The sequence below is a fragment of the Streptomyces sclerotialus genome (assembly GCF_040907265.1).
Classification (GTDB): Bacteria; Actinomycetota; Actinomycetes; order Streptomycetales; family Streptomycetaceae; genus Streptomyces; species Streptomyces sclerotialus.
Map to the genome: position 1 here is coordinate 1,966,297 of NZ_JBFOHP010000002.1, position 12,909 is coordinate 1,979,205.

Annotated in this window: 9 protein-coding genes; 5 read left to right on the forward strand and 4 right to left on the reverse strand. The window is 71.9% G+C overall.

Annotation, left to right across the window (positions count from 1 at the left end):
- Nucleotides 1-164 precede the first annotated feature (164 nt).
- Both AAC944_RS08795 and AAC944_RS08800 read left to right on the forward strand, forming a co-directional pair.
- Nucleotides 165-1,205, forward strand: coding sequence for a phosphotransferase family protein (locus AAC944_RS08795; protein WP_030622854.1), 1,041 nt, complete (start codon nucleotides 165-167; stop codon nucleotides 1,203-1,205).
- A gap of 8 nt (nucleotides 1,206-1,213) precedes the next feature.
- The gene (locus AAC944_RS08800) at nucleotides 1,214-2,428 is read left to right on the forward strand and encodes an acyl-CoA dehydrogenase family protein (RefSeq protein WP_030622855.1); all 1,215 of its coding nucleotides are present in this window, start codon (nucleotides 1,214-1,216) and stop codon (nucleotides 2,426-2,428) included.
- 49 nt (nucleotides 2,429-2,477) lie between these two features.
- On the opposite strand, the gene AAC944_RS08805 is transcribed toward AAC944_RS08800, so the two are convergent.
- From AAC944_RS08805 to AAC944_RS08815, 3 genes are read right to left on the reverse strand one after another with little or no spacing between them, the layout of a single operon-like run.
- A complete protein-coding gene (locus AAC944_RS08805) occupies nucleotides 2,478-3,071 on the reverse strand; it encodes a TetR/AcrR family transcriptional regulator (RefSeq protein WP_030622857.1) in 594 nt (197 codons plus the stop codon).
- A gap of 44 nt (nucleotides 3,072-3,115) precedes the next feature.
- Entirely contained in the window at nucleotides 3,116-4,777 is a 1,662-nt protein-coding gene (locus AAC944_RS08810; protein WP_030622861.1) for an AMP-binding protein, read from the reverse strand.
- 57 nt (nucleotides 4,778-4,834) lie between these two features.
- The gene (locus tag AAC944_RS08815) at nucleotides 4,835-5,608 is read right to left on the reverse strand and encodes an SDR family oxidoreductase (RefSeq protein ID WP_030622862.1); all 774 of its coding nucleotides are present in this window, start codon (nucleotides 5,606-5,608) and stop codon (nucleotides 4,835-4,837) included.
- 169 nt (nucleotides 5,609-5,777) lie between these two features.
- Between AAC944_RS08815 and AAC944_RS08820 the strand changes: the two genes are divergently transcribed.
- From AAC944_RS08820 to AAC944_RS08830, 3 genes are all read left to right on the forward strand, one after another.
- Nucleotides 5,778-7,055 (forward strand): exo-beta-N-acetylmuramidase NamZ family protein, encoded by a 1,278-nt coding sequence (locus AAC944_RS08820; protein WP_030622864.1) that lies wholly within the window; start codon nucleotides 5,778-5,780, stop codon nucleotides 7,053-7,055.
- A gap of 95 nt (nucleotides 7,056-7,150) precedes the next feature.
- Nucleotides 7,151-8,482, forward strand: a complete 1,332-nt coding sequence (locus tag AAC944_RS08825; protein ID WP_030622866.1) for an MFS transporter — start codon at nucleotides 7,151-7,153, stop codon at nucleotides 8,480-8,482.
- An 84-nt stretch (nucleotides 8,483-8,566) separates the two neighbouring features.
- Complete coding sequence (locus AAC944_RS08830) at nucleotides 8,567-9,904, forward strand: hypothetical protein (RefSeq protein WP_030622869.1); 1,338 nt, start codon at nucleotides 8,567-8,569, stop codon at nucleotides 9,902-9,904.
- Nucleotides 9,905-9,972: 68 nt separating this feature from the next.
- Here the strand turns inward: AAC944_RS08830 and AAC944_RS08835 are convergent, their stop codons facing one another.
- A complete protein-coding gene (locus tag AAC944_RS08835) occupies nucleotides 9,973-12,792 on the reverse strand; it encodes a penicillin acylase family protein (protein WP_030622873.1) in 2,820 nt (939 codons plus the stop codon).
- Between the last annotated feature and the right edge of the window lie 117 nt (nucleotides 12,793-12,909).

The window sequence follows — 12,909 nt, forward strand, 5'->3', positions numbered from 1 at the left end:
CCTCGGAATCCCCCTGACCCCCTCCGCCGCCCCGCGCGGGCCCCGGCGTGTGACACGCGGAACACCCCCGCCCCCAACGGGTTCGCTCCGCCCTCTGGACTCCATACCGACTAGTCGGCATGATCGTGGACGGTCACACTCCACCCCGGACACGGAGGCGCACGATGAGCAAGGACAATCCGCCCGGCCTCGATCTGGAGCGGCTCCGCGCCCACCTGGACCGGGAGCGCCCCGGTCTGGTCGCGGGCCCGCTGACCGCCGAGCTGGTCCAGGGCGGCCGGTCCAACCTCACGTACCGCGTCACCGACGGCACCGGCCGCTGGGTCGTCCGCCGCCCGCCGCTCGGCCATGTCCTGGCCACCGCGCACGACATGGCCCGCGAGCACCGTGTCATCAGCGCGCTGCACGATACCCGGGTACCGGTGCCGGAGACGCTGGCGCTCTGCCAGGACGAGGAGGTCATCGGGGCGCCGTTCTACGTGATGGAGCTCGTGGACGGCACTCCGTACCGCACCGCCGAACAGCTGCGGCCGCTCGGCCCCGAGCGCACCCGTGACATCGTCCTCCGCCTCGTCGACACCCTCGTCGACCTGCACGCCGTCGACCCGGAGTCGGTGGGCCTGGGCGACTTCGGACGGCCCGACGGCTTCCTGGAGCGGCAGCTGCGCCGCTGGGGCAAGCAGCTCGCCGCCTCCAGGAACCGCGACCTGCCCGGCATCGACGAACTCCACGAGGCACTGGGCAGGAAGCTGCCCGACTCCCCCGCGCCCGCGATCGTGCACGGCGACTACCGCCTGGACAACGTCCTGGTCGGCGCGGACGACCGGATCGCCGCGGTACTGGACTGGGAGATGTCCACGCTCGGCGACCCGCTCACCGACCTGGGCCTGCTGGCCATGTACAGCGAGCAGGAGGAGTCCCCCGACTCGCCCGTCACCACGACGCGCAGCGCCCCGGGCCACCCCGAGCCGGGCGAACTGATCGAGCGGTACGCGGCCGGGTCCGGGCGCGATGTCTCGCAGGTCGCCTGGTACACGGCGTTCGCGTACTTCAAGCTCGCGGTGATCCTCGAAGGCATCCACTACCGCTACACGCTCGGGCAGACCGTCGGCGCCGGCTTCGACCGGATCGGCGAGGTCGTGCCGCGCTTCATCGAGAACGGCCGCCGCACTCTTTCCACCCTGTCCCCCGTGAAGGAAGGCTGAGCACGCTCATGGACTTCGCATTCGACGCCCGCACGCAGGAGCTGCGCGAGAAGCTGCTCGCTTTCATGGATGAGCACGTCTACCCGGCCGAGCAGGTCGCGCGCGAGCAGCGGGCCGCGCTCGCCTCGCCGTGGGACACCCCGGCGATCGTGGAGGAGCTGAAGGCGGAGGCCCGCAAGCGGGGGCTGTGGAATCTGTTCCTCCCCGACGCGGAATACGGCGCCGGGCTCACCAACCTCCAGTACGCACCCCTCGCCGAGATCACCGGCCGCTCCCCGCAGCTCGCGTCGACCGCGCTGAACTGTGCCGCGCCGGACACCGGCAACATGGAAGTACTCGCGCAGTTCGGCAACGAGGCGCAGAAGAAGCAGTGGCTGGAGCCGCTGCTGGCGGGCGAGATCCGGTCCGCGTTCGCGATGACCGAGCCGGAGGTGGCCTCGTCCGACGCCACCAACATCGAGACGCGCATCGAGCGGGACGGCGATGACTACGTCATCAACGGCCGCAAGTGGTACATCTCCGGCGCGATGAACCCGCTGTGCCAGATCTTCATCGTGATGGGCAAGACCGACCCGGACGGCGAGGACATCCGCCGCCAGCAGTCGATGGTCCTCGTCCCGCGCGACACGCCGGGCCTGACGGTCAAGCGCGCGATGCAGGTCTACGGGTACGAGGACCACTCCCACGGCGGCCACGCCGAGGTGCTCTTCGAGAACGTCCGCGTCCCCGCCGCGAACCTCATCGGCGAGGAGGGCGGCGGCTTCGGCATCGCCCAGGCGCGGCTCGGCCCCGGCCGGATCCACCACTGCATGCGGCTGATCGGCATGGCGGAGCGGGCCATCGAGCTGATGTGCAAGCGCGCGGTGTCCCGTACCGCCTTCGGGAAGCCGCTCGCCCAGCAGGGCGTCGTGCACAACTGGATCGCGGACGCGCGGGTCGCCGTCGAACAGCTCCGCCTCCTCGTCCTGAAGACGGCGTGGCTGATGGACACGGTCGGCAACAAGGGCGCGCACACCGAGATCCAGTCCATCAAGATCGCGACGCCGCGCACGGTCGTGGACATCATCGACCAGGCCGTCCAGCTGCACGGCGCGGGCGGTGTCAGCCAGGACTTCCCGCTCGCCGAACTGTGGTCCGGCGCCCGCACCCTCCGCCTCGCGGACGGCCCCGACGAGGTCCACCAGCGCTCCCTGGCCCGCCGGGAGCTGAAGAAGTACCTGTAACCCCAACGGAAGCGCCCCCACGGCGGACGTGGGGGCGCTTCGCGTTGTCTTACGGCCGCAGTGCCCGCAGCAGCAGGTCCGCCAGGTGGTCGGCCACCTGCTGGGGGGTGAGGGGGCCGCCCTCGCGGTACCAGGTGCCGAGGTGGTGGACCGAGCCGAAGTGGTAGTCGACCACCAGGTCGGCGGGGACGTCGGCGGTGAAGACGCCCGCCTGCTGGCCCTCTTCGATCAGCGCGCGGAAACGCTCGTGGTAGCGGCGCCGCTCCGCGCGTACCTGCTTGTCCTTCTCCGGCGAGAGCTGGTGCATGGAGCGGAAGAAGATCTTCGTGTCGTCGAGGTTCTCGATGGTGGTGACGACGACGTCCGCCGCGGCGTCCCGCAGCCGCTGCTCGACCGGCGCGTCGGCGTCCGCGAAGTGGTCCAGGCGCTCCTGCTGGAGGCGGAGCACCCGGCCGTAGACCTCGTGCAGCAGATCGTCCTTGGAGCCGAAGTAGTGGTACAGCGCGCCCTTGGTGACGCCGGCCGCCTCGACGATCTCCTGGACCGAGGTCCGGTCGTACCCCTGCTCGGCGAAGAGCCGGGTGGCGGTGGCCAGCAGCCGCTGTGCCACGGGCTTCGTGCTCCCGTCCGTCGTGCCGGCCATCGCCCTCACCTGTCCTTCTCCGTACTGTTCACGTGCTGTGGAGGCTAGCCGCGGTCGCGCAGCTCCCGTCGGAGGATCTTCCCACTCGTGGTCTTCGGCAGTTCCGGCAGGACCTCGACCTCCCGGGGATATTTGTACGCGGCCAGCCGTTCCTTGCAGTAGGCGGCCAGCTCGGCGGGGTCCGGGGACTGGCCGGGGCGGAAGCTGACGTAGGCCTTGACGCTCTCGCCGCGGTAGGCGTCCGGCACGCCGACGACGGCGGCCTCGCGTACGGCGGGGTGGCTGTAGAGCACGTCCTCGACCTCGCGCGGCCAGACCTTGAAGCCGGACGCGTTGATCATGTCCTTCTTGCGGTCGACGACGTACAGCCAGCCGTCGGTGTCCATGAAGCCGATGTCGCCGGTGCGCAGCTCGCCGTCCGGAATCGCCTCGGCGGTGGCGTCGGGGCGGCGCCAGTAGCCGGGGACGACCTGGGGGCCGCGGACCGCTATCTCGCCCTGTTCGCCGAAGGGCACGTCCCGGCCCTCGTCGTCGATGATCCGGACGACCGTGTCGGGGCCGGGGACGCCGACCGCGAGGGTGCCGGAGGCCGCATCGACCGGCGCCTCCAGGTGCGGCGGCACGCTGGCGCAGGGCGCGGTGCACTCGGTGAGGCCGTAGCCGTTGCGGATGTACGGGCCGAACGCCGTACGGAACTTCTCGACCAGCGCGGGCGGCAGCGGCGCGCCGCCGGAGGAGAGGGTGGCGAAGGACGAGAAGTGGTCGCGGGAGGCGTCCGGGTGGGCCATCAGGGCCATGAAGGCGGTGGAGGGGCCGACGGTGAAGGCCGGGCGGTGCTCCAGGAAGGCGTCCAGGACGACGCCGGCCTCGAAGCGGTAGGCCAGTGCCAGGGTGCCGCCGCCGGTGACGCAGGAGGCCAGCTCGCAGACCATGCCGGTGATGTGGAAGAGCGGCGCGAGGGCGAAGTACGTGGCGCCGTCGGGGAGTCCGAGGCCGGTGCGCTGGCGTTCGGCGTTGTAGGAGATGTTGCCGTGGGTGTTGGTGGCGCCCTTGGGCGTGCCGCTGGTGCCCGAGGTGTAGCTGATCAGGGCGATGTCGTCGGCGGTGAGCTCGGGCACGCCGGCGGCGGGGCCGCGGCCGCTGTGCTCGCGGGCGGCGGCGAGCAGGTCGTCGGCGCCCTCGCGCGGGCCGAGGCGTTCGCCGCGCAGGACGCGGGCGTCGTCCCTGGTCTGCAGGTCCCGTTCGCAGGCGGTCAGCGCGATCGTCACGGAGGGGGCGGCCGCTGCGGTGTCGCGCAGGAAGCCGTCCCAGGTGTGGTCGGCGCAGATCACGGCGGTGACCTCGGCGTCGGTGAGCACGTGGGTCATCTCGCCGGACTTGTACATGGGGTTGACCGGGACGACGACGCCGCCCGCCTTCCAGACGCCGAGCAGCGCGAGGACGAAGTGCGGGGTGTTCTGCAGCATGATCGCGGCCCGGTCCCCGGGCCGGAAGCCGTGGTCGCACAGGTACGCGGCGACGCCGTCGGAGAGCGCGTCGGTCTCGGCGTAGGAGAGGCGGCCGTCGAAGTACGCCAGTGCGGTCCGGTCGGGGACCCGGCGTACCGCGTCCTGGAAGGCGTGCAGCGTGGAGGGGTGCGGATGCACGGGGGCGCGCTGGGCCTCGTTCAGCTGCGACAGCCACGGCATGTCCTGGTACGACGTCATCGGCGTAACGGCCCTTCTCTCTTCTCGTCCCGGGGGTCGGATGGCTGGTCGGTGCGCTCAGGCGCCGGCGTCCTCGGCGGCTTCGAGCTTGCGCTGGAGGTGGTTCATGCCGCCCAGCCAGCGGCCGGGGTCGGCGGCGCGGGCCGCGTAGTAGCCGGCGACCTCCGGGTGCGGCAGGACCAGGAAGCGGTTCTCGGCCATGGCCTCGAAGAGCGCGTCGGCGACGGCCGCGGGCTCGATGGCCCCGGGTGTGAGGACGAGGTCTCCGGCGGAGCCGGTGCCCGCGAGCATGTCGGTGCGTACGCCCTGCGGGCAGATGGCGTGCACGTCGATGCCGCGGTGCCGGTAGGTGGCCGAGAGCCATTCGGCGAAGGCGTACGCGGCGTGCTTGGAGACGCTGTACGGCGCGGAGCCGATCATGGTGAGCAGGCCGGCGGCCGAGACGGTGGCGACGAACCGGCCGCTGCCGCGCTCCAGCCACTCGGGTATCAGCGCGCGGGCCGCCCGTACGTGGGCCATGACGTTGACGTCCCAGGCCAGCTGCCAGTCCTCGTCGGGCGCCTCGGGGCCGCCGCCGGTGCCCACGCCCGCGTTGGCGCAGAAGATGTCGATGCGGCCGCCGAGGGCTTCGCGCGCTGCGGGGACGATCGCCGAGGCGTCGCCGGGGACGGCGGTCGCGCCCAGGGCGGCGGCGGTGCGCTCGGCCTTCTCCTTGTCCAGGTCGTTGATGACGACCCGGGCCCCCTCGGCGATGAAGCGGGCCGCGAGCGCGGCACCGATGCCACCGCCCGCCCCGGTCACCACCACGGCCTTGTCCCGCACGGCTGCCACTCGTGTCTCCCTCGCCTCGGCCGGCACCTTGGTCAGCAGGCAGACTAACCAGTCGGTATGTCACTGCGGAAGCCCCCGGGAGGGAGCCGTACGGGGCAATCCCCCGGCGGCGCGCGTCCCGGCGCATTAGCGTGCGGGGCACGCGAGTTCCGATTCCGGAGGTGTGCGCATGTCCCTGTCCAGAAGAAGCCTGCTGGCCGTCACCGGCGCGGTGGGGGCCGCCTCGGCCGCGGGCGCCGTACCGGCCGCCGCCCACTCCCCCACGGCGGCGCAGCGCCACCCGCGCGGCCGGGTGCGGACCGGTTTCGACCGGCTCGCCGCCGACGGCTACGCGCTGCTGTCGGGGCAGAAGGTCGGCGTGGTCACCAACCCGACCGGTGTCACCTCGGACGTGGCGCACATCGTGGACGTGATGCACGGGGACGAGCGGGTGCGGCTGACCGCCGTGTTCGGGCCCGAGCACGGCTTCCGCGGCACGGCGCAGGCGGGCGGTTCGGAGGGGAAGTCCACCGACCCGGCGACCGGACTGCCGGTGTACGACACGTACCGGAAGAGCGGGCAGGCGCTGGCGGACATCTTCGCCGAGTCCGGGGTCGACACGGTCGTCTTCGACATCCAGGACGTCGGCGCGCGCTTCTACACGTACATCTGGACGCTGTACGACTGCATGGTGGCGGCGGCCGTGGCGGGCAAGCGCTTCGTGGTGCTGGACCGGCCGAACCCGGTGACGGGCCGGTCCGCCACCGGCCCGGTGCTGGACAAGAAGTTCGCCTCGTTCGTCGGCCGGGAGCCGGTCGCGCAGGCGCACGGCATGACGGTGGCGGAGCTGGCGCTGCTGTTCAACGACCGGTTCGTGCCCGCGGCCGCCGGCACGGCGGTGCGGCTGGACACCGTGCTGATGAAGGGCTGGCGGCGCGCGGACTTCTTCGACGCGACCGGGCTGCCGTGGGTGCCGCCGAGCCCCAACATGCCCACTCCGGACACCGCGCTGGTGTACTCCGGTACCTGCCTCTTCGAGGGCACCAACCTCTCCGAGGGCCGCGGCACCACCCGCCCCTTCGAGCTCCTCGGCGCCGAGGGCATCGACCGGAAGTGGGCCGAGGCGGCCGATGCCGAGCGGCTGCCCGGTGTCCGCTTCCGCGAGGCGTACTTCGCGCCGACGTTCTCCAAGTTCCAGGGGAAGACGATCGGCGGGGTGCAGCTGCACGTGCAGGACCGGGAGGCGTTCGACCCGGTACGGACCGGCATCGCGCTGCTGGTGACGGCGAAGAAGGTGTGGCAGGGCTTCGCGTGGCGCCCGGACCACGGGATCGACCGGCTCGCCGGGTCCGACAAGGTCCGCACGATGATCGACGCGGGTACCGGTACGGACGAGGTCACCGGTGCCTGGCAGGCGGAGCTCGCGACGTTCCGTGCGTTGCGGGCGCGTTACCTGCGGTACCGCTGAGGCGCGGCGCCGGGCGGCCGCACCGGAAGGCAGTCGTCTCAGTACGCGAGACCATACGTCCCACCTATTGACTGCCTAGTACAGCGGCCGTGAGCATGCGGCTCGTGCAGAGCGAAGCGACAGCGGAAGAGTCCACGGCCGGCGCCGACGGGCGCGGCGGCAGCCCGGAGAGTCTGCGGCGGGTGGCCGTGGCCTCGTTCATCGGGACGGCCATCGAGTTCTACGACTTCTACATCTACGGGACCGCGGCCGCGCTCGTCCTGAACCAGGCGTTCTTCCCGACCCTGGACCCGGTCAACGCCACCCTGGCCTCCTTCTCCACCTACGCGGTGGCGTTCGCGGCGCGGCCGCTCGGCTCGGTCGTCTTCGGGCACTTCGGCGACCGGGTGGGCCGCAAGTCCGTCCTGGTCGTCTCGCTGCTGCTGATGGGCCTGTCCACGGCGTTCGTCGGGCTGCTGCCCGGCTACGCCACGCTGGGCATCTGGGCGCCGCTGCTGCTGATCCTGCTGCGCTTCCTGCAGGGCATCGGGCTGGGCGGCGAGTGGGGCGGCGCGGCGCTCCTCGCGGTCGAGCACGCCCCGAAGAAGCGCCGCGGCCTGTACGCCGCCTTCCCGCAACTGGGCCCGTCGGTCGGGTTTTTCGCCGCGACCGGCATCTTCTGGCTGCTGTCGGCCTCGCTGGACGACGCGGCCTTCCGGTCCTGGGGCTGGCGGATTCCGTTCCTGCTGTCGTTCCTGCTGGTCGGCGTGGGGCTGTTCGTCCGGCTGAAGATCAGTGAGACGCCGGTCTTCGCGAAGGTGATGGACGCGCAGGAGGCCAGCAAGGTCCCCACGCTGGACGTGGTACGCGGACACTGGCGGGAGCTGCTGCTCGGCGCGGGCGGCATGATCGTCGCGTACGGGCTGTTCTACACGGCCACCACGTACTGCCTCTCCTACGCCACCGGCACGCTCGGCGTCTCCCGCAACACCATGCTGGGCCTGTCCCTGGTGGCCTGTCTCTTCCTCGCGCTCGGCACCTGGCTCGCCGCCACCCGCTCCGACGGCGCCGGCCGCCGCAGGCTGGTCCTGGCGGGCTGCGGCCTCGCCGTGGTCTGGGGCCTGGTCCTCTTCCCGCTGCTGGACACCGAGTCGCCGGTGCTGATGGCGGTCGCCCTGGGCGGTGCGCTGTTCTGCATGGGCGTGGTCTACGGGCCGATGGGCGCGTACCTCCCCGAGCTGTTCTCCACCAAGGTGCGCTACTCAGGCGCCTCGCTCGCGTACAACCTCGGCGGGGTGCTCGGCGGCGCGGTCTCCCCGCTGGTCGCCACCCGCCTGCAGTCCGCGCTCGGTTCGTCGTCCGTCGGCTGGTACGTCTCCGCGATGGCCGTGGTCTCCCTGCTGTGCGTCCTGGTGCTGCCGGAGACCCGGGAGCGCGAACTGGCCTGACCCCGGGGCCGCCGTCCGGCCTATGGCGGTGACGGCCGACACGCAGGACGATGCGCTGCAGGAGCGGCAGCGAAAGGGGTCGTCATGGCGGATGCCGGGGTAGAGCCGTACTGGGAACTGACGTTTGATGCCGACGGGGACGTGGCGCGACCGCAGCGGGACGCGCTGCTGGCGGGTGTGGTGCGGGAGCGGCTGACCGATCTCGTGGTGTTCGCGCACGGGTGGAACAACGACAGGCCGAAGGCCACGAGGCTCTACACCCGGTTCTTCGCCCCCTTCCCGGAACTGCTGGTGGACGGGCGGGCCCGGGTGGGGTACGTGGGCGTGATCTGGCCCGCCGTGCGCTTCCCCGACGAGCCGATCCCGGACTTCGAACCCTCGCCGCAGGCCCGGCCCGCCGCGCACGCGGCGGCGGCCGCGGACCGGCCGCTGCTGCCGGACTCCTTGCGCCGGCAGCTGGCGGAGGTCTTCCCGGGGCGGGACCTGGTACTGGAGCGGCTCGCGCAGCTGCTGACGGAGCGGCCCGACGCCCGCTCGGCGTTCGACGAGTTCGCGCGGCTCGTACGGGAGCTGATCTCGGTACCGGAGGACAGCCCCGACCTGCGGTTCGCCGAGGACCACGGGGACGGGCTGCCGCTGCCGGGCATGCTGACCGACGACGCGCTGGAGGTCTGCGAGGTGTTCACGGCGGCACTGCGGTCGGCGGGCGCCGAGGTGCGGCCGGGCGAGAACGTGGAGGCCGAGCGGCAGCCGCTGCTGGGCGGCGGGCTGACCCGGCTGTGGAACGGTGCGGGCGAGCTGCTCCGGCAGGGCGGCTACTACGCCATGAAGCGGCGCTCCGGCACGGTGGGACAGCTGGGGCTGGGGCCGGTGCTCGGCCGGCTGGCGGGCGAGGCTCCCGCGCTGCGGGTGCATCTGGCCGGCCACTCCTTCGGCGCCCGGCTGGTCTCGTACGGGGTGCGCGGGCTGCCGGCGGGCGTGCGGAACGTGACGTCGGTGACGCTGCTGCAAGGGGCCTTCTCGCAGTACGCGTTCGCCGCGCGGCTGCCGCACGACCGGAACCGCTCCGGGGCGCTGCACGGCGTGCAGAAACGGATCGACGGCCCGCTGGTGTCCTGCCACTCCGCACACGACGACGCGCTGGGCACGTTCTACCCGCTGGCGTCGAAGCTGGCCGGGGATTCGGCGAGCTTCCTCGGGCTGTTCGACCGCTGGGGCGCGATCGGGTTCCACGGCATCCAGGCCGTGGACGGGGCGCGGCGGATCCGGCTGGGCGAGGCGGTGCCGGAGACGGGCTGCGTGAGCGTGGACGCCGCCGCCGTGGTCCGGCGGGGCGAGCCGCCGGCCGGCGCGCACAGCGACATCTGCCACCCGGAGCTGGCCCGGGTGATCCTGGAGGCCGGCCGGATCGGCCGGGGCTGACCGGCACGCGCGGGCGCGGTGCGCGGAGCCCCCACAGCCCCGCGCACCGCGCCGCTCTCCCTGGCCCCCTAGCGGTGGCTCGGGAACTCCACCACCTGCTGGTAGGTGGGCCGGTTCTGCCAGCTGACGGGGTCGTGCGTGAGACCGCCGACGGCGCGCTGGATGATCGCGTCGGAGCACCACTGGTCGCCGGCCTTGCAGGAGTCGTCGCCCGGGTAGACCTGTTCGGCGGTCTTCGCGGCCGCCTCGCGCAGCGTGCTGACGAGGGTGTCGTGGCAGGCGCCCGGGTCGCCCTTGCCGCAGTACTGCTCGGCGAGCCCGCCGCGCACCTTCTCACCGAGCACGGCCCGCAGGTCCTTGTCGGCGTAGGACCACCAGCCGTACTGGAAGGCGGAGCCGGCGTGGCTGCCGGTCGGTCCGTGTCCGGCCGAGGGTGACTCGTCGACGGTGAGGTTGGCCTTCAGCGCGTCGTAGAGCCCGTCACCCAGGCCGGGCTCGAACACCTTCTCGATCATCAGGGGCCACCAGGCGTCCATGATCCGTACGGCGTCGGAGTGGGCGTACGTCTTCGACCCCGGGGTGGTCTCGCGGCGCTGCGCGCCGTCCTTGCGCCAGGCGTCCAGCTGCTGGACGGCGGTCCTGACCTCGGGGTCGTCGACCGGCGCCGAGCGCAGCACCTTCAGCAGCTCCGGCAGGACGTCCTCGCCGCGCAGGTCGGTGACGGCGGCCTCGCTCATCGCGCGGGTCAGCGAGGCACGGGTGACACCGCCGTCCGCGACCAGCTCCTTCACCCGGTCGTCGAGCAGGTTGCCGCGGTGCACGGACCCGTTGCCGAAACCGGCCGAGTCGTAGTCCCTGGCCTGCTTGTTGTTCCAGGAGATGTAGTAGTCCTGGCCGACCGACTGCGGGTGCTCCTCGGGCGGGGTGTACGCGGAGGTGTTGGCCTCGGGGTCCCAGTCCTGCCACTCGTACGCCTTCTCGGCGCGGACCGGGAGGGACGGGTCGACGTCCGGGTTGCGGACGGGGTTCAGGCCGCTGTTGTAGTACGCGATGTCCTGGGAGTCGGCGTAGAACCAGTTGAAGGCGTACCCGATGTGCTGTGCGGCCTTCTGGAAGGACTTCGCGTCCTTGACGTACGAGGGGTCGTTGAACATCTGGAAGCCGATGATGGAGTCGGCCTCGTGGCGGTAGGTGGAGCGCTGCGCGGTGTAGGCGACGGGCTTGCCGTCGACGGTCGCGCGGTGCGTCACGATGCCGTAGTCGGTGCGGTGGACCTGCATACGGTACGAGCCGGCGGCCGTGGGGTCGGCGACGGTCGGCTTCCAGGAGTTGGTGCGCTCCAGCTTCTCCATCGGGACGCAGCGGCCGTCCTTGCGGTAGCCGGTGGAGTCCTTGGTGGGTGCGGAGCCGTCCGCGTTGCACAGCTCGACGGCGTAGGTGTCGGTGATGTCCTGGCTCGCGGAGGTGGCGCTCCAGGCGTAGTCCTGGCCGCGGCCGAGCTGGACGTACATGCCGACGCCCGCGAAGGAGGCACCGCGGGCGCTGATGCCCGGGCCCTGGATCTCCTGGAGCATGAGCAGCTGCGGGGCGAAGTAGCCGGTCTGCGGCCCGAAGACGGCGACCGGGTTCCCACTGGCGGTGTGCTTGCCGGAGACCAGCAGGGCGTTGGACATGCCGCGGTGCCGGGTGGCGTCGAAGCTGCCCTTGGGGAGCACGCCGTCCTGGAAGACGCCTTCGAGGGGCTCGAGCTTCTTCGGGGTCTGCACGTCGGCCTGCGGCGGGTCGCTCTTGGCGGTGGCCGCGCCCTTGCGGTCGTACACCAGGGGTTCGGGCGTGACCGAGCCGCGGTCGGGCAACGCGGTGCCCTTGGCGTTCTCCGGCTTGACCGCGTACGGGAAGGACTGGCCGTCGTGGAGCGTCAGCGCGGCCTCGGGGTCGTTGCGCTCACGGAAGGACTCCCAGACCGCGGTGCCCTTCTCGACGCCGTACTTCTGCTGCGCCTGCAGCAGCGCGAGGGCCTGCGGCACCTCGCCGCCGCCCCCGTTGCCGAACAGCCCGCCGACGACGGACGCGAGGGCGATCAGGTCGGTGAGCTGGAAGGGCTTGATCTCCCCGGCATTGGTGACCGCGTCGACGTGCCCGGTCAGCACGTACTCGCCGGGGAAGTAGCGGCCCTTCTTGGACTTCTCGCGGTAGGCGTTGATGCCGTCGACGTACGCCTGCGCGTCCGCCATGGCCTGCTCGCCGCGCGCGCCGTTGTTCTTCCGGATGGCCTCGACCTGGTCCTTCAGGTCCTGTTCGGTGTACGGGGCCTTCGGCCAGAACTCCTGCTCCAGGCCCTGGTTGGCGAGCGCGCCGCCGGCGAAGGAGGTCAGCTCGCCGCGGCCGATGTGCCGGAAGAGGTCCATCAGCCACAGCCGGTCCTGGGCGGCGGCGTACCCGGCGCCGTATTCGGTGCCGTAGCGGGTGGTGCCCTTGATGTGCGGCACACCCGTCTTCTTGTCGCGGGTGATCGTGACGTCGTCGCGCGGCCGGGTGACCTTGCCGACCTGGTCCTCGGGGACGCCGAAGGAGGCGTCGTTGAAGAAGTCCTTCAGGGTGTCGTCGGTGAGCGACCGGTGGCCGCCGTTCAGCGCGTCGTAGGGGCCGAGCTGGTCGGAGGCGTGCGCGGGGCGGGTGCCGAAGAGCTTGTTGCCGAGGATCTCGGCGAGGGTGGCGTTGCCGTTCTCGCCGGGCGGCAGGATGTCGGCGCACTGCCCCTGGCAGTGGTCGGCGGGGGCGGGGTCCGCGGCGGCCGCCGCGGCGGGGAGGGGGGCCAGGGCGCTGGCACCCAGGGCGAACACGGCTGCCACGGTGACAGCGGTGCGCCTTCCGGTACGTCGTCGCATGCCTGCTCCTTGGGAGGCGGGTGCGCTGGAGGTTACCGGCGGTAAAAGCGCGACGGAAGATGAACAACAGTCAACTTTCTCTCAACACACCTGCCCCGTACGGCACATGACCAACAA